We start from the raw sequence: 18663 nt of genomic DNA, 5'->3' as shown, positions 1-18663 counted from the left end.
AAGATCGAGGTGCTGGTGAGCTATATTGTAATAGTTGACTATTTCATCATGAAAATTTGAACAATCATGATGATATAGATGAGCAGTGTTAGTAAAAATCCAGCTCGCCAAAAGAATTTAATAAATTTGGGATAATAAAAGCTACGTCTTTTGTTTAAGAAGAAAAAGACTAACACAATTGCTAGTATTGATAAGGCTATTCCCAATACGGGAAGTTGATTGTGTGTAAACATCTTAGCCGTTATCAAATAATATTCAAATATCAGAAAAGGAAAAGCTAAATCAGCAGCATTGACGCCCCTTTTCTTTAACTTAAAGAGTCTGCTTAAAATAATCGCCAGAGCTAAGGTTAGTACCAAAAGCAAGATGGAAGCAAGTTTCATTAAAATCATACCATTATTGTATCATAAAATTTTGAGAATAGAAAAGTAAATTCCTTGATTTATCACTGTTTTAGCAAAAAATCATTGGTAAGAAACAGATTTTATAATTCCTGCTGGAATAGAATGAATTATGTGTTTTCTACGATGATAGTTTGAACTCTCAATATAAATCTTTTTTATGTTCACCATAGAAAATATATATTAGTCAGAAGAGAAGAATAGTAGTAGAATGAGTAGCAAATAAAACAAAGGAGTTTCTTATGAAATTAGTTACGTTATGGTCAAAACTCTCACTAGGAATCCAATTATTGGTGGCTTTGGTCTTGGGTGTTATCGCTGCGGTCATCTGGCCACAATTTGCAGGCTTTTATCAATTTTTAGGACAAGCCTTTATTAAATTGATCAACATGGTCATCATCCCATTAATTTTCCCAACTATCGTTGTTGCAGTAGCCGGTGTTATCGGGAAAAAATCTTTTGGAAAAATATTGACCAAGAGTTTGTTTTACTTTTTCGCAGTAACAACTGCAATTACTCTTTTGTTTGTATTTGCTAGTTACTATTTAGGATTTGGTCAAGGAGTGAATATCGGTCAAACTGGTGGGAATCTTGATGGAATTGCCAATAATGTCAAATTTAGCGAATTTTTGCTTGGTTTTATTCCATCAAACATCGTTAAATCTCTTTCAGATGGCGCTTTATTACCAATTATCGTGTTTGCTATCTTTCTTGGTTACGGAATTGGGAATCTTAAGTCTGAGAAAGCTCAGAAGATTATCGAAGGTTTCCAAATCTGGATTGAGGCCATCTACAAGATTGTTACAGTGATTGTCAAACTTTCACCGATTGGCATTTTTGGATTTATCGCAAAAGATGTTGCAACTACTGGCCTTGACAAATTGATTGGACTTGGTCAATTTGTAATCGGAACTTACTTGGCTTATGCTGTATTGGTTCTCCTTATTTTCCCTTTGATCGCTCTATTCTTTAAAGTACCGTATTTGTCAGCCTTTCGTGAAAATTGGAGTCTTTTGACTCTGGCCTTTGTTACTGGTAGTTCTAGTGTTGTCTTGCCATCACTTCTTAAAGATTTGAAAAAACAGGGGCATGACGAGCATACAATTGATTTAGTTGTTCCTTTAGGATATACTTTTAACTTAGAAGGAGCAGCGGTTTATTTCTCAGTAGCGACAATTTTTATCGCCCACGCCTATGGTATACAATTTTCTTTATCAAGTCTCTTGTTTACTGTTTTATTGTTGACTTTGATTGGAAAAACTGCAGCAACTGTGCCATCAGGAGCTATCGTAGTTCTATTAGCTGCAGCACCTCAATTGGGCTTGCCAGTTGAAGGAGTGGCCTTGATTTTTGCAGTTGATTTCTTTGTCAATGCTGGCCGTACCATGATCAATGTTCTGGGTCAAATCTTAACAGTCAGCGTTATCGAAAAAACAGAAGGATATATTTTAGAAGAAGAAAAGGAAAGCCAATTATCAGTCAGCTTTTCTTAAGGAGATATGAGTAATGAGTGAAGCAAAAGTTTATGTAATCCATGAGAATCTTGAATGGACCCAGCATTTGGTCAAATGGTTGGAAGAACTAGAAGTCCCTTATGAACTATGGGATCTGTCTAGTGGGATTTTAGATTTGCAAAGCCCACCGCCGCAAGGTATCTTTTACAATCGCATGTCTGCATCTTCTCATACCAGAGGTCATCGCTATGCACCAGAATTTACAGAGCAGGTGATTACTTGGCTAGAAGCACACGGACGCAAGGTTGTGAATGGTACTGGTGCTATCAACCTAGAAATCAGTAAAGTTAAACAATATTTAAAGTTAAACGAGTCGGGTATTGAGACTCCTGCAACAGTTGCAGTTTTGGGTCAAGAAAATATCATTGAAGCAGCCAGAAAATTTAACATCTATCCTTTGATTACCAAGCACAATCGAGCAGGTAAAGGCTTAGGAGTTCAACTCTTCCAAAATGAAGAAGAACTTGAAGCCTATGTCAATAGTCCCCTCTTTGAACCTTCAGTGGACGGGATTACCTTGCTACAAGCCTACATAAAACCAAGTGATGGACGTATTCGTCGTTCAGAGTTTATCAATCAGAAGTTTCTCTACACTGTTTCAATCGACTCTTCAGATGGTTTCCAACTTTGTCCAGCAGATGGTTGTCAAATCGGCAAGAGACCAGAACAACTAGAAACGTCTGAGAAATTCCAGATTACAGAACCTCTACCAGATGACCGAAGAGAAGCTTATGAGAATTTCTTGAAAAATGCTCAGATTGAAGTTGCGGCGATTGAATGGGTTCAATCAGAGAGTGGAGACATTTATGTCTATGATGTAAATACCAACACCAACTACAATCCTACCGCAGAAAAAAATGCCAATATTTTTGCTCACCAACATTTGGCTCAGTATCTAAAAACAGAATTGCAAGCCTTGACTAGTGGACAATAAGGTAACTAATTCAAAAATCCCCCAGTATCAAATGACTGGGGGATTGATTTGTTTATACTCTTCGAAAATCTCTTCAAACCACGTCAGCTTCCATCTGCAACCTCAAAATAGTATTTTGAGCTGCCTTCGTCAGTTCTATCCACAACCTCAAAACGGTGTTTTGAGCAACCTGCGGCTCGCTTCCTAGTTTGCTCTTTGATTTTCATTGAGTATTAATCGATAAAAAATTAATGATTTGCTTTAAAGTCCGGGTCTTTTAGGCTTTGAACACTGGCATTGATCACTGCACCGATAATTAATATCTTGGCAATAATTATAAACCAGAACATCATGACAACAACGATGATGGAACTAAAAAATCGAACGTCGACTAGATAGTTAACATAATTGTTGAAATAAGCTGAAAAGATTGTTAATAGAGATATAAGAGTAAGAAGTACGAATAGACTTCCAGGAAGGACGTAACGAATACGACCGACTTTCACATTCGGAAGGAAATAATAGAGCATAATCAAGATCGCAAAAAGAAAGGCATAAATCAGCGGTCCTGTAAAATCCTGTAAATATGCAAATAGAGAACTTTCGGATTTCCAGTAGTTTTTTAACAGATCCAATAACATATGACCAAACATACTTAGGAATAGAGCAAGTGCAAATAGAATCTGTAATCCCAAACTAACCAGGAGACTCATCAGTTGATGGGAAATGAGCCCTCTATTTTTTGCAATTCCATAAGCTTTATTAAAAGATTTTTGGAGGAAATTCATGGATTTTGAGAAGGTCCAAAGGGCTGAGATCACTGCAAAGCTCAAGAGTCCAGCAGATGGTTGAGTCAGTACTTCTCGAGCAATCTTTGCTACTACATCATAGATCGTATCTGGTAAAAATTCCTTTAGTGTGATCAAGAAATCGGAGATTGGAATTTGAAAGTAAGGCAAGATATTGACAGCTATCATAAGTAAGGGGAAGATTGAAATCAACCAATAATAGGCCACAGCTACACTGGTTAATTCAATATCTGAAACACGATAGTAGTGCAAAAAAGCTTTCAATAAAGGCCTATTGGTTAGTTGTTTCCACAACTTTTTCATTGCATAATCCTCCACAATATTAACCTAAATCTTAATTTCTGCGAACTAATTCCATCATATCATAAGGTAGTGTGTTGGCTGCTTCTTTTAGAGAATAGGTTTCTAGATTGTTTACATTTTGTCGTAATTTTTTAGCATACTGGGCTGAGATGAGTTTTTGTTTTTCGTATTCAAAGATAGACTTACGTTCTAGATAGTAGCCTCTCAACATTTCATCGATGTTATTGGGTTTGATACGATTGATAACCCGTTCCACAAAGGCACCACTAGTAATATGACTAGTTTCACGGAGACGTGATTCCTGCATAAAGCTAATCAAGGAACTCTTATAAATCCCTTTCAGGTTTTCCAAACTTTCGATGATGATTTCAGTGTTGGCTAGGTAGAGCTCTGCAATCTGATCATAATCGATGGCTAATAGTCTTTGATTTCCCTTGTCTCTCCAAGAACGGAAGGTTTTTCCAAATGTGAGCAATTCATGAAGGAGAAAACGCACAATCCGGATAGAAACAAGGAAGTAGTAGGTTAGGCGAGAAGCAAAGTTTCGCTTAATATTGTTCTCCATGCTTTTCAAGTACCGTTGATAAACACGATAACCTCTTTCACCGATTTTGCCTTCTTCATAGGCCTGTTCCAAACCATCGTTCTCGATACTGAGAATCAAAAGTTTAAGAGCTTCCCAGTCTTCTTGGATTTCTTTGTTTTCTTGGCTGAGGATGAGATTTTCAATCCGTCCGTGATAATTATCGATAGCAGCATAGAGGGGAACCTTGTTTTTAGTATGTTCCAAATCTTTCTCTAATTCCATGGCAACATCGTTTAGGATAGCGATGTGCATGAGATGATCCTTAGATGGTTCTTGCTCTTCAGAAAGGTGTGGCAAGACCAATAATCCAGTAAGGAAACTGACCAAGGTTACACCGGCTACGAGGAAGAGAAGGAGCGGATATTCCTGCTCCAGATTAGAAGGTATCAAGAGGATGGTAGCAATAGAAACCGTTCCTTTAACTCCAGAAAATGTCAAGAGAAGCATATCTTTGACATATTTATGGAGGCTTTTTTTAAGTTTCTTTATTCGAAACGCGTAAAAGCCGTAAATCATGAGAAAGCGGATGACAAAGAGTAGGAAGGTTAAGAGGAAGATAGTGATGAGAAGGAGCACATTGTTATAAAAAGCACTCTTCAGAATTGGCTCCGCAATCATTTCCAGTTCCATTCCCAAAATAACAAAGACAGAACCATTAAGCATAAAGGTTACTGTGTGCCATACAGTCTCTGTAACAGTATCAACTTGGGCTTCAAGCAGATTTATTTTCTTGAAACGACTAGCTTTTAAAATACCAGCGACAACGACCGCAATAATTCCAGAAACATGAATCTCTTCAGCTATGAAAAAAGTCAAGAGAGGTAAACTAAGTTCCAATAAGAGCTCACTTGCGATATCTGTTGCACGGACACTGAGTAGAAAAGTATGGAGGAAGCGATTGATTAGGGCTGTTATAAAGCCGACTGCAAATCCTCCAACGATGGAAATGGCTAATGAGGTTCCAGCTTGGGTGAGCGAAAATGTTCCTGTTGTCCAAGCGATGAGAGCCATACGAAAGGCTACTAGTCCAGAAGCATCATTCAGAAGACCTTCCCCCTTTAGGATATTAGAAACCCGTTTCGGAAAGGAAAAACGTTGAGAAAGAGATGCGAAGGCGACTAGGTCAGTAGGACCTAAAGCAGCACCAACTGCTACGCAGGCGGCCAATGGAAGGCTCGCCCAAAGGACATGGGCGACTCCTCCCATGCTCAGAGCTGAGATAAAGATAACTGGAAAAATCAAAAAGAGGACAATCCGCCAGTGTTTTAGGATAGAAGTAATGTCTGCTTCTTGAGCCTCTCGGAATAGTAGCGGGCCAATGACTAAAGCTAGGAATAACTCAGTATCTAAATGATATTGGTTGTTGGGTAAACAAAGTCCAATTCCAATCCCTAACAAAATTTGAATCAGGGGCATGGGTAAAAAGGGAAGAAGTTTATTGGTCGTGCTAGAAACAATAAGAACTAGTAAAAATACTAAGAGATAAAAAAGTAAATCCATCTTCTACCTCCTTATTTTTGTTTGCGACAAGCTTCAAAAAGTTCCTTTTGTTCTTGGATTTTTTGATCAATCTTCGAGCAGTCCTTATGCTCGATTTTCTTCTGACAACGCTCCATTTCAAGTGAAATCATTTTTTTCTTGATTTTCAACATCTTCTTACTCATATGAACTTCATCTAACATACCAACTGCTCGTTCATGTTGGGTTGATTCAACGAATTTTTGTCGAAGACCTTCTATTTTATCTCGTAGGTATTGTTTATCCATGGCGATACCTTTCTAATTTTTCAATCATGACTAAAAACGGTGGATTGTTGATTTGGTTGAGAGTGCGATAGATCGTAGCAGTATATTCTTGTTGTGGTAAGTGACTGACAAAATCCATGACTGCATCCCGTTCGATATCTCCGCCTTCATGCCCGTAATAAATCATGATGGCTATTCGTCCACCTTTAACAAGCATTTGGCAAAGTTTATCCAGTGCTTCAATAGTTGTTTGAGGTTGGGTGATAATGCTTTTATCAGCTGAAGGAAGATAACCTAGATTAAAGATGGCAGCTTTCACCTCAGTTACAAACTGATCCACGGTTTCATGACCTTGTAGGATTAATTCTGCATTGGTCAAACCAGCTTCTTGTAGACGTTGGCTAGTCTTTTCTAGAGCTTGTTCCTGTATATCAAAAGCGTAGACTTGTTTAGCCAACTTGGCAAGAAAAAAGGTATCGTGGCCATTTCCCATGGTCGCATCAACGACAATATCCTCTTGGGTGATGACTTGGGCAAGAAAATCATGCGCCATTTCAAGTGGTCTTTTCATTCATAAACTCCTGTTTTACAGCCTTGCATCCTTGGACGCTACCGCGTCGTCTCATTTCAGCCTCAATGCTATTTAGAACTTCCCATTTATTGAGACTCCACATAGGACCAATCAACATATCCCTAGGCGCATCACCCGTAATCCGATGGATGACAATATGCTTGGGAATAATTTCTAGTTGGTCACAGATGACCTTGACATATTCATCCTGACTCATGAGCTGCAAACGACCTTCATGATAGTCGCGTTGCATTCGAGTGTTGGTCATGAGGTGAAGTAGGTGAAGCTTAATCCCTTGGATATCATTGTCCCTTACACAACGCCGAACGTTTTCCACCATCATTTCATGAGTTTCACCGGGCAAACCATTGATCAAATGGGCAACAATCTCGATCTTCGGATACTTCCGAAGTCGTTTGACCGTATCCACGTAGAGTTCATAGGAGTGGGCACGGTTAATCAATTCAGAAGTTTCTTCATAGGTAGTTTGTAAACCTAGTTCTACAGTAACATGCATTCGCTCTGATAATTCTGCCAAGTATTCGATAGTCTCATCAGGAAGACAGTCAGGTCGAGTCCCAATATTGATGCCAACTACACCTGGTTCGTTGATAGCTTGTTCATAGCGTTCGCGAATCACTTCTAGCTTTTCATGTGTATTGGTAAAATTTTGGAAGTAAACCAAATACTTTTTAACATCTGGCCACTTACGGTGCATAAAGTCAATTTCCTTATAGAATTGCTCGCGAATAGGAGCATCAGGAGCAACGATTGCATCTCCAGAACCAGAAACCGTACAAAAAGTACAACCTCCATGTGCTACAGTTCCATCGCGATTGGGACAATCAAAGCCAGCATCAATAGGAACTTTAAAAGTCTTTTCTCCAAATAAATTTCGATAGTAATCATTCAAGGTATTATAGGATTTCATAGCTAATATTATATCAGAAAAGACCCGCAAACTCAAAGTCAGCAAATAAGTGAGAGATATTGAAATGATTGGACAGAAAAAAATTTTTTAAAAAGCCTTTACAAAAAAATAAAAAGTGGTATAATTAAGTCACAAACAAGTGCAAACGTTTTCGTAAAACGTTTGCCTAATAAATATAAAAGGAGATTTGAATGATGAAAGATACATTCAAAAATGTCTTGTCTTTCGAATTTTGGCAGAAATTCGGTAAGGCTCTAATGGTGGTTATCGCTGTTATGCCAGCGGCTGGATTGATGATCTCAATCGGTAAGTCGCTTGCAATGATTGACCCAAACCTTGCCCCTCTAGTGATTACAGGAGGAATCCTTGAGCAAATCGGTTGGGGAGTTATCGGTAACCTTCATATTTTGTTTGCCCTAGCTATTGGAGGAAGCTGGGCTAAAGAACGCGCTGGTGGTGCTTTTGCTGCTGGTCTTGCCTTTATCCTAATCAACCGTATCACTGGTACCATCTTTAGTGTAAGCAGTGATATGTTGAAAGATCCTAACGCTATGGTATCAACACTCTTTGGTAACTCTATCAAGGTTGCTGATTATTTCATTAGCGTACTTGAAGCACCAGCCCTTAACATGGGGGTATTTGTAGGGATTATCTCAGGTTTTGTTGGAGCGACTGCTTTTAACAAATACTATAATTTCCGTAAACTTCCTGATGCACTTTCATTCTTTAACGGGAAACGTTTTGTACCGTTTGTAGTTATTCTTCGTTCAGCAATCGCTGCAATTCTTCTTTCAGCTTTCTGGCCAGTTGTTCAAACAGGTATCAACAACTTCGGTATCTGGATTGCTAATTCACAAGAAACAGCACCAGTTCTTGCACCATTCTTGTATGGTACTTTGGAACGCTTGCTCTTGCCATTTGGTCTTCACCATATGTTGACTATCCCAATGAACTATACAGCTCTTGGTGGTACTTACGATATTTTAACTGGTGCAGCAAAAGGCACTCAAGTATTTGGACAAGATCCACTTTGGCTTGCATGGGTAACAGACCTTGTAAACCTTAAAGGTACTGATGCTAGTCAATACCAAACATTGCTAGATACAGTTCATCCAGCTCGTTTCAAAGTTGGACAAATGATTGGTTCATTCGGTATTTTGATGGGTGTGGCTGCTGCTATTTACCGTAATGTTGAAGCAGACAAGAAACACCAATACAAAGGTATGATGATTGCGACAGCTCTTGCAACTTTCTTGACTGGTGTTACTGAGCCAATTGAATATATGTTCATGTTCGTTGCAACACCTCTTTACCTTGTCTACGCTGTTGTTCAAGGTGCTGCCTTTGCTATGGCTGATATTGTTCACCTTCGTGTGCACTCATTCGGTTCAATTGAATTCTTGACTCGTACTCCACTAGCTATCAATGCTGGTCTTGGTATGGATATCATTAACTTTATCTGGGTAACAGCACTATTTGCAGTTATCATGTACTTTATCGCCAACTTCATGATTCAAAAATTCAACTATGCTACTCCAGGACGTAACGGAAACTACGAAACTGCTGAAGGTTCATCAGAATCTGCTGCTTCTGGTGAGTCAAAAGTTGCAGAAGCTTCTCAAGCTGTTAACATCATTAACCTTCTTGGTGGACGTGCTAACATCGTTGATGTGGACGCATGTATGACTCGCCTTCGTGTTACTGTAAAAGACGCTGAAAAAGTTGGAACAGAGGAACAATGGAAAGCTGAAGGAGCTATGGGACTTGTCATGAAAGGACAAGGTGTCCAAGCTATCTACGGACCTAAAGCTGACGTTTTGAAATCAGATATCCAAGACCTTCTTGACTCAGGTGAAGTGATTCCTGAAACTCTTCCAAGTCAAATGGCAGCAGCTCAACAAGATGCTGTTGTATACAAAGGTGTGACTGAAGAAGTATACTCAGTTGCTGACGGTCAAGTGATTGAATTGGATCAAGTTAAGGATCCTGTATTCGCACAAAAAATGATGGGTGATGGATTTGCAGTAGAACCATCAAACGGAAACATTGTATCTCCAGTATCAGGTACTGTATCAAGTATCTTCCCAACTAAACACGCTCTTGGTCTTGTGACTGAAGCAGGCCTTGAAGTACTTGTTCACATTGGTTTGGACACAGTAAGTCTTGAAGGAAAACCATTTACAGTTCGTGTTACTGAAGGACAACAGGTTGCTGCTGGTGATCTTCTTGTCACAGCTGACTTGGGTGCTATCCGTGAAGCTGGTCGTGAAACTACAACTGTAGTTGTCTTCACAAATGGTGATGCGATCAAATCAGTTAAATTAGAAAAAACAGGTTCTCTTGCTGCTAAAACAGCAGTTGCAAAAGTAGAATTGTAATATTTAGGAGGTTGGAAGCTGTTTCCAACCTCTTGTTTAATAGGAGAAAAGCATGAAGTTTTTAACACTCAATACCCATAGTTGGATGGAAAAAGATCCTGAACAAAAGTTTCAACTTTTACTTCAAGATATACTTGAAAACAGTTATGATTTGATTTGTTTTCAAGAAATTAACCAGGAAATTACTTCAGCGCAAGTAGAAGCTGGTGCACTTTATCAGCCATTACCATCTGCTGAGCCGATTCATCAAGATCACTATGTTCGTCTCTTGGTAGAACACTTAGCTGAGCAAGGTCAAAACTATTATTGGACTTGGGCCTACAACCATATCGGTTATGATCGTTACCATGAAGGTGTTGCAATCCTATCTAAAACACCAATTGAAGCGCGTGAAATTTTGGTTTCAGATGTAGATGATCCGACAGATTACCACACTCGTCGAGTTGCTCTAGCAGAGACAGTAGTTGAAGGTAAAGAACTTGCAGTTGCCAGTGTCCATCTCTCTTGGTGGGATAAAGGCTTCCAAGAGGAATGGGCGCGCTTTGAAGCAGTTCTGAAAGAATTGAACAAGCCACTCTTGCTAGCAGGTGATTTTAATAATCCTGCAGGTCAAGAGGGCTACCAAGCTATTTTAGCTAGTCCACTAAACTTACAAGATGCATTTGAAGTTGCAAAAGAAAGAAGTGGTAGTTACACTGTTCCGCCTGAAATTGATGGTTGGAAGGGAAATAGCGAACCTCTTCGAATCGATTATATCTTTACAACAAAGGATGTGCAGGTAGAAAAACTTCACGTGGTCTTTGATGGTAAAAACAGTCCACAAGTTAGTGATCATTACGGTCTGCAAGCAACACTATCTTGGAAAGACTAAATAAGCTATTTTAGTAAAAACAATCAAGCCCCCTTCTACAAACAGAAGGGGGAATTTAATTTAAAGAGTTAATATAGTTAAAGTTTTTTATTGAATAACTTGTAAAAAAAGATAAAATCCTTTAAAATAAAAAGTGTTGGAGGAATTTATGATTGTAAATCAAATAAAGCGTATGATCCCGACGCTAAAGGTAAATAATAGAAATTTAAATGAGTTGTTTTATATTGAGACTTTGGGGATGACACCCTTGCTTGAAGAGTCAGCATTCTTATCACTAGGAGACCAATCAGGTATTGAAAAGTTAGTTTTAGAAGAGTCACCAAGTATGAGGAGCCGTAAGGTTGAAGGGATTAAAAAATTAGCTAGATTACTTGTAAAGGTAGAGAAGCCATCTGAGATTGAAGCACTACTAGCTAGAATGGAAGAAATCCCTCAACTCTATAAAGGAAATAAGGGATATGCTTTTGAGGTTCTTTCTCCAGAAGGGGATTGTATTCTTATTCATGCCGAAGATGATATCAAGGATTTGAAAAAAGTTGAGGAAGAAGTCACTTTTTCAAAAGATGAGAAACTGAGATATTTGACAGCCTTTGAAATCTCGGTGGAAATTAACTTACCAGATAAGACATCAAGCCTACTTGATAAAGAAGAAATCGAAAACCGACTAGCTTTTAATCAATCTCAAGGGAGCGATTTACTGGTTGAAAATAATGTAACTTGGGACTTGTCTATGTTGAAATTTCAAGTAGAGAATTTGGATTTGCCTGTATTGCGTCAAAGATTTGAAGAAGCTGGTTACTTTATTCCAAAATCTGAGAAGTTTTTCCTAACTAAGGATACCAACAATATTGAATTGTGGTTTGAAGCAGTATGAAACAAAAAATCATTCAAAAAATAAAGCAACAAATTGAGGCGGGGATTTATCCTGGTGCCTCTTTTGCGTATTATCAGGATGGCGTTTGGTCTGACTGGTATCTAGGAGAAGCAAATCCAGAAACTGGTGAGCAGACTCGTGAGGGCTTGGTCTATGATTTGGCAAGTGTGAGCAAGGTCGTTGGAGTAGGAACGGTCTTAACCTTTTTGTGGAAGGAAGGCAAGATTGAGTTAGATAACTCCATAAGAGACTATCTTCCAGAAGTGGATTACCCAGTCATCACCATTCGACAACTCCTAACGCATGCAACGGATTTAGATCCTTTTATTCCTAATAGAGATCAGCTTTCAGCAGATCAGTTAAGAGAAGCTATGTTTCATCTGAATCGCCGAGAGAAGAGAGCCTTTCTATACTCAGATGTGCACTTTCTCTTACTAGGTTTTCTTTTAGAATCTTATTTTGAAAAGGACTTGGATCAGATTTTACAAGAGCAAGTGTTGAATCCATGGAAGATGAAGGAAACTCAGTTTGGTTCAGTTAACTGTGCTGTTCCAACGGTCCGTGGACAGAAAGCAGGAGTGGTCCATGATCCCAAGGCTCGTTTGCTTGGAAAACATGCAGGTAGTGCAGGCTTGTTTTCAACAGTTCATGATTTAAAAATCTTCTTAGAGCATTATTTGCAAGATGATTTTGCTGAAGGATTGAGTCAGAATTTTTCGGATCTGAGTGATAAAGAACGCTCATTGGCCTGGAATCTTGAAGGTGATTGGTTGGACCATACAGGTTATACTGGAACTTTTATCATGTGGAATCGACAGAAACAAGAGGCGGCAATCTTTTTATCTAACCGAACCTATGAGAAAGATGAGCGTGCTCAGTGGATATTGGATCGTAATCAGGTCATGGACTTGATTCGTGAAGCAGACTAGGGAGGGCTCATGTCTAAAGCGTTAAAAGGAACTATTTTTACAGTGATTGCAGGTATTGCCTGGGGCCTATCAGGGACTAGCGGTCAATACTTGATGGCTCATGGAATTTCTGCTCTTGTTTTAACCAATATCCGTTTGATTATTGCAGGACTCCTTTTGGTTCTTTTGTCCTATATCAAATCTAAGGAGCAATTCATAGCTTTTCTAAAAGATAAATCAAGCCTGTTTTCTCTCTTGCTATTTTCTTTATTTGGTCTTTTTCTAAATCAATTAGCTTATCTTTCAGCTATTCAGGAGACAAATGCTGGGACAGCGACAGTCCTCCAGTATGTCTGTCCAGTTGGAATCCTTGCTTACACTTGTATCAAGGATAAGGTGGCTCCGACGCTTTCAGAAATCATCTCTATGTTTTTAGCTATAGGTGGGACCTTTCTCATTGCAACCCATGGGCAATTGGATCAACTCTCGATGACTCCAGCTGGTCTATTTTGGGGTTTGTTCTCGGCCCTAACCTATGCTCTTTATATCATTTTACCCATAAAATTGATTCAAAAATGGGGGAGCATTTTGGTTATTGGTGTTGGAATGACCATCTCAGGTATACTAGCAGTACCTTTTACGGGGCTTATCGGGGCCAGTATTCCCATATCTTTTGATATCTTTCTAGCTTTTGCTGGTATCATTCTGATTGGAACGGTCTTTGCCTATACAGCCTTCCTCAAGGGAGCTAGTATGATAGGACCAGTCAAGTCTAGCCTTTTGGCTTCGATTGAGCCTATCTCGGCAGTATTTTTTGCCTTCATGATTATGGGGGATATCTTTTATCCTGTAGATTTTCTTGGTATGGCAATGATTTTACTAGCTGTGACTATCATTTCATTGAAGGATTTAATGCTTGAAAAGAAGCAACATTCTGTTTAATGGATTAAAACAGTCTTTGATAAGGCTGTTTTTTTAATCTTCTAGCAAGTTGATTCATATAACTTTAAGAATGAATGGTTATAATCAATTCATACATTTAAAGATAAGGAAGAAATATGAATTTGCTACAAAGTATTCATCCATCAAAACCTTTAAGATACTTAAAATGGTTCGATATCCTCATCATCACTGTTTTAATGTTTGGAGAGTTTATCATTCGTTCTACTCAACAATTTATGGAGAGTTTATAGCCCTCAACTCTTACTAGCGTCGCAGAAACTACGACAAATCTAGCAAGTGATGGGGCAGCTTATTCTAGTAATTTCAATTTTCAATTGATGATGTTAGGGATTACCTTCCTATATCTTGTGATTCGAAATTATGATTTTAAACAGCTTCCTATACATTGGAGCTGGTCTGTTTTAATTTGGGTACCCCTTATCTTTGCTGTAGTTGGTATCTTTGGTGATATCATTACAACTCTTAGCGGTGAGTATAATTATTTTAATCCTCAGTTGATCCCTTTTATAGACCCTATGGAAATCATTCGAAAATTCATGGCTTTAACGCCGATGGCGATTTGCTATGCTTTACTAAATGGTTTTTATGAAGAATTTTTCTTCCTAGGCTTACTGACTTCAGTAAAAGAAAAGCACAAGTGGTTAGCTCTAGTCTACTCGGTAATTATACGGATTTCTTTCCATACCTATCAAGGATTACTTTGGGCCTTGGTTATTGGGCTTGTTTATGGTCTCTTTTATTATTTCTTGTACAAATATGTAGTCAAGAATTTACTGCCATTTTTTCTCATGCATGCTCTTGCTGATATGTTTGGTTCCAGTCTCTTGTATCTTTTGATTGCTTGGGGAAATTAAGAAATCAAACTTTTTGACAACAGTCCAATGAGTCACTGTATCAAAGGCTTCTTGTTCATAAAAACGAGGTCGGGATTTTTGGTCCCGACCTCTCGTTGATTCTATATGGATTAGTCTTTGTTTTCGTATGGCAAGATCAAGTTTAGGATGATACCTGTCATAGCTGATAGGGCAGTACCTGAAAGGGTAACTGGTCCAAGTTTAAGGATAGCACCACCAAGTCCAAGCACCAACATAGCACTTGCGATGATAAGGTTGCGCATCTGACCGAAGTCAACACGTTCTTTGATCAAGACTTTCAAACCGTTACTTGCGATAACCCCGTAAAGAAGGATAGACATACCACCAAGTACAGAGTTTGGAATTGTTGAAATCAAAGCAGTAAATTTACCAAGGAAGCTAAGGGCAATTGCGATAAAGGCAGCGTTACGGATAACTGAGACAGAAGCGATACGAGTCATTCCGATAACCCCTGTATTTTCACCGTAGGTTGTATTTGCTGGTCCACCGAGGAAGGCAGAAACAGATGTTGCAATACCATCACCAAGAAGGGTACGGTGAAGACCTGGTTCTTTCAAGAATTGGCGTCCACAGATTTGACCTAGAACGGTGTGGTCTCCGATATGTTCAGAAATGGTTACGATTGCGATTGGTAGGATGGCAATTGTTTCAGGACCGAAGTATAGGTCGTATTGTTTGAAGGCACCACCTGTATTGAATGGTAGGTAGAAACCAGGGATTTCAAACCAGTTAGCTTCAAGAACAGGAGTGAAGTCAACCAATCCAAGTGCTAGGGCAAAGAGGTAACCACCGATAATGGCAAAAAGGAATGGGATGATTCGTAGGAAGCCTTTTCCTTTTGTATTGATAAAGGCAGCAATCAAGAAAGTAACAACGGCTACAAGAGCGTTTTTCCAGTTTCCGTCAGCTACAAGACCAGCGTTGGTAACAGCTGAACTAGCAAGTCCAAGACCGATAACAATGATCATAGGACCGATAATGATTGGAGGTAAGAGTTTGTCGATCCATTTTGTACCTGCAAAGCGAACACTTGCAGCAACAAGTACATAAACAAGACCAGTCAGGATAACCCCTGTCTGAGCAGCAGATACATCACCACCCATTTCTTTCATGGCAAGTGACATAGCTGTGATAAAGGCAAAAGAAGAACCCAGATAAACTGGAACTTTAAAGCCAGTAGAGATCATGTAAATGAGTGTTCCTACACCTGATGCAAAAAGGGCAACCGATACAGGCATTCCCAAGATCAAAGGTACCAAGATGGTTGCACCAAACATGGCGAATACGTGCTGGAAGCTAAGAAGAATTCCCTTTCCAGCTGAAGGACGTTGGTCAACGTCTAAAAGCAAATCAACAGTTGATTCCTGTTTCATATTAACCTCACTTTTGGGCATCAAAAAAGAGCCCATTATTTTATAGCAATAGGCTCCCAGAGTAAGACCTCTCTAAAACAAGACTCCTATATCAAGTTTTAAAGAGTTTTATATAGATCTGCGCCTTCGTCACCTCACGGGATGACATTAAAAACCTTTGCTTAGGATAGTATAGCAGAAAAAAATGATTTTGTAAATCATTTTTTCCTGAGCCTTGAAATGGGAAAGCGAGGTATGATTTTGTAAATCATTTTTTTCCGAGCCTTGAAATGAGAGAGCGAGGTATGATTTTGTAAATCATTTTTTCCTGAGCCTTGAAATAAGAAAGCGAGGTGTGAGTTTGCAGATTTTTTAATCTTTCTAAAGTGGACGTTTGTTAGGCATGCCAGCCTTACGTGGATATTTGTTTGGAGTTTCCTTTTTCTTCTCAACAATAGTAATGTAGCGAGGGTCTCCGTTAGGAAGAGTGTAACTGAGGTTTTCTTCAACCTTACTAAAGAGAAGATTGAGGGCATTTTTAGCTTCAGTTAATTCCTCAGGTGCATTGCTAGCCTTTAGTGCAAGCAATTTTCCACCAACTTTTAAGTAGGGAATAGTCAACTCGGACAAGACCTGCATACGGGCAACTGCACGAGCTGTAACGATATCAAACTGAGCACGGAAGTTCTTATCTTGGGCGAAGTCTTCGGCACGTCCATGATAGAAGTGAACATTTTCTAAACCTAGTTCTTGGGCTAATAGATTCAGAAAGTTGATTCGTTTATTGAGAGAGTCAATAATGGTTACATCTAGATGAGGATAGAGGATCTTCATAGGAAGGCTAGGAAATCCTGCTCCAGCACCGATATCTAAGAGTTTAATAGGCTGGTTTTCAATCAATCCCTGTATAATAGGAGCGATGGAATCATAGAAGTGTTTGAGATAGACTTCTTCTTTTTCTGTAATAGCAGTCAGGTTGATTTTTTCATTCCATTCAACCAAGAGTTCAAAATAACGCTCAAATTGAACTTTTTGCTGGTCAGAAAGATGGATATTTTGTTCAGCTAGCAGTTGATAAAATGTTTCTGGTTTCATAGTAGTTTCCTTCTTTAGTATCATCTTATTTTACCACAAAAAGATGGAAATTTGATATACTGGTACTAATCTAAAAGAAGAAAGGAATTATATGATGACTTGGATTATTCTTGGAGTTCTTGCTCTTATTGTTATTTTCGTAATTGTTAGTTATAACGGTTTAGTTAAAAATCGTATGCAAACTAAGGAGGCATGGAGTCAGATTGATGTTCAGTTGAAACGTCGTAACGATCTCTTGCCAAACTTGATTGAGACCGTGAAGGGATATGCAAAGTATGAAGGTTCAACGCTTGAAAAAGTTGCAGAACTTCGTAATCAAGTAGCCGCAGCAACTTCACCAGCAGAAGCTATGAAGGCTAGTGATGCTCTTACACGCCAGGTTTCAGGCATTTTTGCCGTTGCAGAAAATTATCCAGATCTAAAAGCGAGTGGCAACTTTGCACAATTGCAAGAAGAGCTGACCAATACTGAAAATAAAATTTCTTACTCTCGCCAACTTTATAATAGTGTTGTTAGCAACTATAATGTTAAATTGGAGACTTTCCCAAGTAACCTAGTTGCTGGACTTTTTGGTTTTAAAGTGGCTGATTTCCTTCAGACTCCTGAAGAAGAAAAGGCAGTACCAAAGGTTGATTTTAGTGGTTTAGGTGACTAGGATGCTGTATGATCAAATCGCGAGTAATAAGCGAAGAACTTGGATTTTACTATTAGTATTCTTTTTACTTTTGGCTTTGGTTGGATATGCAGTTGGTTACCTCTTTATGCGGTCTGGTCTTGGTGGCTTAGTTATCGCTCTGATTATCGGCTTTATCTATGCCTTGTCCATGATTTTTCAATCAACAGAGATAGTCATGAGCATGAATGGTGCGCGTGAGGTGAATGAGCAGACCGCACCAACCCTCTATCATGTTGTGGAAGATATGGCTATGGTTGCGCAAATCCCCATGCCACGTGTTTTCATCATCGATGATGCCAGCTTGAATGCCTTTGCTACGGGTTCAAATCCTCAAAATGCAGCTGTAGCAGCAACTTCAGGACTCTTAGCGGTTATGAATCGTGAAGAGTTAGAAGCGGTTATAGGCCATGAAGTCAGTCACATTCGTAACTATGATATTCGTATTTCTACTATCGCGGTTGCCCTTGCTAGTGCGATTACGCTTTTATCAAGTATGGCTGGACGCATGATGTGGTGGGGTGGTGCAGGCCGTGGTCGTAGAAGTGATGACCGTGATAGTGGTGGACTTGAAATTATTATGCTAGTTGTTTCTCTCCTAGCAATTGTTTTGGCTCCCCTAGCAGCAACTTTGGTACAACTAGCCATCTCTCGTCAGCGAGAATTTTTAGCAGATGCTTCAAGCGTGGAATTGACTCGTAATCCTCAAGGGATGATCAATGCTCTGCGTAAGTTGGACAATAGTAAACCAATGAGCCGTCATGTAGATGATGCTAGCAGTGCACTTTACATCAATGATCCTCAAAAGCGAGGTGGTTTGCAAAAACTCTTCTATACTCATCCGCCAATCTCAGAACGGATTGAGCGTTTACAACATATGTAAAAGAATCCAGAGATTTTC

Annotated in this window: 17 protein-coding genes and 1 pseudogene; 10 read left to right on the top strand and 8 right to left on the bottom strand. The window is 39.1% G+C overall.

Going from position 1 to position 18663, the window contains the following annotated elements; all coding sequences use genetic code 11:
• Positions 1-38 precede the first annotated feature (38 nt).
• Entirely contained in the window at positions 39-392 is a 354-nt protein-coding gene (locus HMPREF1116_RS03585; RefSeq protein ID WP_007554599.1) for a DUF3397 domain-containing protein, read from the bottom strand.
• A gap of 251 nt (positions 393-643) precedes the next feature.
• Here HMPREF1116_RS03585 and HMPREF1116_RS03580 point away from each other — a divergent pair, with 251 nt between their 5' ends.
• A complete protein-coding gene (locus HMPREF1116_RS03580) occupies positions 644-1894 on the top strand; it encodes a dicarboxylate/amino acid:cation symporter (protein WP_000780336.1) in 1251 nt (416 codons plus the stop codon).
• A gap of 13 nt (positions 1895-1907) precedes the next feature.
• A complete protein-coding gene (locus tag HMPREF1116_RS03575; protein ID WP_001287359.1) occupies positions 1908-2849 on the top strand; it encodes an ATP-grasp domain-containing protein in 942 nt (313 codons plus the stop codon).
• A 227-nt stretch (positions 2850-3076) separates the two neighbouring features.
• Here the strand turns inward: HMPREF1116_RS03575 and HMPREF1116_RS03570 are convergent, their stop codons facing one another.
• From HMPREF1116_RS03570 to HMPREF1116_RS03550, 5 genes are read right to left on the bottom strand one after another with little or no spacing between them, the layout of a single operon-like run.
• Entirely contained in the window at positions 3077-3940 is an 864-nt protein-coding gene (locus HMPREF1116_RS03570) for a YihY/virulence factor BrkB family protein (protein WP_000737724.1), read from the bottom strand.
• Between the two features lie 31 nt (positions 3941-3971).
• Positions 3972-6026, bottom strand: coding sequence for a cation:proton antiporter (locus tag HMPREF1116_RS03565; RefSeq protein ID WP_000364842.1), 2055 nt, complete (start codon positions 6024-6026; stop codon positions 3972-3974).
• A gap of 11 nt (positions 6027-6037) precedes the next feature.
• A complete protein-coding gene (locus HMPREF1116_RS03560) occupies positions 6038-6292 on the bottom strand; it encodes a hypothetical protein (RefSeq protein WP_000361083.1) in 255 nt (84 codons plus the stop codon).
• Complete coding sequence (locus HMPREF1116_RS03555; RefSeq protein WP_000828447.1) at positions 6285-6842, bottom strand: tRNA (mnm(5)s(2)U34)-methyltransferase; 558 nt, start codon at positions 6840-6842, stop codon at positions 6285-6287. Before HMPREF1116_RS03555 ends, HMPREF1116_RS03560 begins: the two co-directional genes overlap by 8 nt.
• A complete protein-coding gene (locus HMPREF1116_RS03550) occupies positions 6826-7773 on the bottom strand; it encodes a TIGR01212 family radical SAM protein (RefSeq protein ID WP_000844482.1) in 948 nt (315 codons plus the stop codon). Before HMPREF1116_RS03550 ends, HMPREF1116_RS03555 begins: the two co-directional genes overlap by 17 nt.
• Before the next feature lie 191 nt (positions 7774-7964).
• Here HMPREF1116_RS03550 and HMPREF1116_RS03545 point away from each other — a divergent pair, with 191 nt between their 5' ends.
• From HMPREF1116_RS03545 to HMPREF1116_RS03520, 6 genes and pseudogenes are all read left to right on the top strand, one after another.
• A complete protein-coding gene (locus tag HMPREF1116_RS03545) occupies positions 7965-10151 on the top strand; it encodes a PTS transporter subunit IIBC (protein ID WP_000974085.1) in 2187 nt (728 codons plus the stop codon).
• A gap of 52 nt (positions 10152-10203) precedes the next feature.
• Positions 10204-11022 carry an endonuclease/exonuclease/phosphatase family protein gene (locus HMPREF1116_RS03540; RefSeq protein WP_000670816.1) on the top strand — a complete coding sequence of 273 codons (819 nt, stop codon included), beginning with the start codon at positions 10204-10206 and terminating at the stop codon, positions 11020-11022.
• A 148-nt stretch (positions 11023-11170) separates the two neighbouring features.
• Positions 11171-11896, top strand: a complete 726-nt coding sequence (locus HMPREF1116_RS03535) for a CppA N-terminal domain-containing protein (protein ID WP_000636830.1) — start codon at positions 11171-11173, stop codon at positions 11894-11896.
• Entirely contained in the window at positions 11893-12825 is a 933-nt protein-coding gene (locus tag HMPREF1116_RS03530; protein ID WP_000810449.1) for a serine hydrolase domain-containing protein, read from the top strand. The genes HMPREF1116_RS03535 and HMPREF1116_RS03530 overlap by 4 nt, the downstream gene beginning before the upstream one ends.
• A 9-nt stretch (positions 12826-12834) precedes the next feature.
• Complete coding sequence (locus HMPREF1116_RS03525) at positions 12835-13746, top strand: DMT family transporter (protein ID WP_000030342.1); 912 nt, start codon at positions 12835-12837, stop codon at positions 13744-13746.
• 116 nt (positions 13747-13862) lie between these two features.
• Positions 13863-14621, top strand: a pseudogene (locus HMPREF1116_RS03520) (CPBP family intramembrane glutamic endopeptidase).
• A 110-nt stretch (positions 14622-14731) separates the two neighbouring features.
• Here HMPREF1116_RS03520 and HMPREF1116_RS03515 read toward each other — a convergent pair.
• Together HMPREF1116_RS03515 and rsmG are read right to left on the bottom strand one after the other, a co-directional pair.
• Positions 14732-16015 carry a uracil-xanthine permease family protein gene (locus HMPREF1116_RS03515; protein WP_007554578.1) on the bottom strand — a complete coding sequence of 428 codons (1284 nt, stop codon included), beginning with the start codon at positions 16013-16015 and terminating at the stop codon, positions 14732-14734.
• Positions 16016-16375: 360 nt separating this feature from the next.
• Entirely contained in the window at positions 16376-17089 is a 714-nt protein-coding gene (gene rsmG, locus HMPREF1116_RS03510; protein ID WP_000801944.1) for a 16S rRNA (guanine(527)-N(7))-methyltransferase RsmG, read from the bottom strand.
• 94 nt (positions 17090-17183) lie between these two features.
• Between rsmG and HMPREF1116_RS03505 the strand changes: the two genes are divergently transcribed.
• Both HMPREF1116_RS03505 and htpX read left to right on the top strand, forming a co-directional pair.
• The gene (locus HMPREF1116_RS03505) at positions 17184-17744 is read left to right on the top strand and encodes a LemA family protein (protein WP_000219831.1); all 561 of its coding nucleotides are present in this window, start codon (positions 17184-17186) and stop codon (positions 17742-17744) included.
• Between the two features lies 1 nt (position 17745).
• Entirely contained in the window at positions 17746-18645 is a 900-nt protein-coding gene (gene htpX, locus HMPREF1116_RS03500) for a zinc metalloprotease HtpX (protein WP_000965043.1), read from the top strand.
• The last annotated feature ends 18 nt before the right edge of the window (positions 18646-18663 follow it).

Origin of the sequence: Streptococcus sp. SK140 (assembly GCF_000259525.1) — a bacterium.
Classification (GTDB): domain Bacteria; phylum Bacillota; class Bacilli; order Lactobacillales; family Streptococcaceae; genus Streptococcus.
This window is presented reverse-complemented; position numbering and strand designations above follow the sequence as displayed.

What these genes read in the sequence shown, in the direction of transcription:
- HMPREF1116_RS03585 (WP_007554599.1), bottom strand. Translation starts at nt 392, where the DNA reads ATGATTTTAATGAAACTTGCTTCCATCTTGCTTTTGGTACTAACCTTA.
- HMPREF1116_RS03580 (WP_000780336.1), top strand. Translation starts at nt 644, where the DNA reads ATGAAATTAGTTACGTTATGGTCAAAACTCTCACTAGGAATCCAATTA.
- HMPREF1116_RS03575 (WP_001287359.1), top strand. Translation starts at nt 1,908, where the DNA reads ATGAGTGAAGCAAAAGTTTATGTAATCCATGAGAATCTTGAATGGACC.
- HMPREF1116_RS03570 (WP_000737724.1), bottom strand. Translation starts at nt 3,940, where the DNA reads ATGAAAAAGTTGTGGAAACAACTAACCAATAGGCCTTTATTGAAAGCT.
- HMPREF1116_RS03565 (WP_000364842.1), bottom strand. Translation starts at nt 6,026, where the DNA reads ATGGATTTACTTTTTTATCTCTTAGTATTTTTACTAGTTCTTATTGTT.
- HMPREF1116_RS03560 (WP_000361083.1), bottom strand. Translation starts at nt 6,292, where the DNA reads ATGGATAAACAATACCTACGAGATAAAATAGAAGGTCTTCGACAAAAA.
- HMPREF1116_RS03555 (WP_000828447.1), bottom strand. Translation starts at nt 6,842, where the DNA reads ATGAAAAGACCACTTGAAATGGCGCATGATTTTCTTGCCCAAGTCATC.
- HMPREF1116_RS03550 (WP_000844482.1), bottom strand. Translation starts at nt 7,773, where the DNA reads ATGAAATCCTATAATACCTTGAATGATTACTATCGAAATTTATTTGGA.
- HMPREF1116_RS03545 (WP_000974085.1), top strand. Translation starts at nt 7,965, where the DNA reads ATGATGAAAGATACATTCAAAAATGTCTTGTCTTTCGAATTTTGGCAG.
- HMPREF1116_RS03540 (WP_000670816.1), top strand. Translation starts at nt 10,204, where the DNA reads ATGAAGTTTTTAACACTCAATACCCATAGTTGGATGGAAAAAGATCCT.
- HMPREF1116_RS03535 (WP_000636830.1), top strand. Translation starts at nt 11,171, where the DNA reads ATGATTGTAAATCAAATAAAGCGTATGATCCCGACGCTAAAGGTAAAT.
- HMPREF1116_RS03530 (WP_000810449.1), top strand. Translation starts at nt 11,893, where the DNA reads ATGAAACAAAAAATCATTCAAAAAATAAAGCAACAAATTGAGGCGGGG.
- HMPREF1116_RS03525 (WP_000030342.1), top strand. Translation starts at nt 12,835, where the DNA reads ATGTCTAAAGCGTTAAAAGGAACTATTTTTACAGTGATTGCAGGTATT.
- HMPREF1116_RS03515 (WP_007554578.1), bottom strand. Translation starts at nt 16,015, where the DNA reads ATGAAACAGGAATCAACTGTTGATTTGCTTTTAGACGTTGACCAACGT.
- rsmG (WP_000801944.1), bottom strand. Translation starts at nt 17,089, where the DNA reads ATGAAACCAGAAACATTTTATCAACTGCTAGCTGAACAAAATATCCAT.
- HMPREF1116_RS03505 (WP_000219831.1), top strand. Translation starts at nt 17,184, where the DNA reads ATGACTTGGATTATTCTTGGAGTTCTTGCTCTTATTGTTATTTTCGTA.
- htpX (WP_000965043.1), top strand. Translation starts at nt 17,746, where the DNA reads ATGCTGTATGATCAAATCGCGAGTAATAAGCGAAGAACTTGGATTTTA.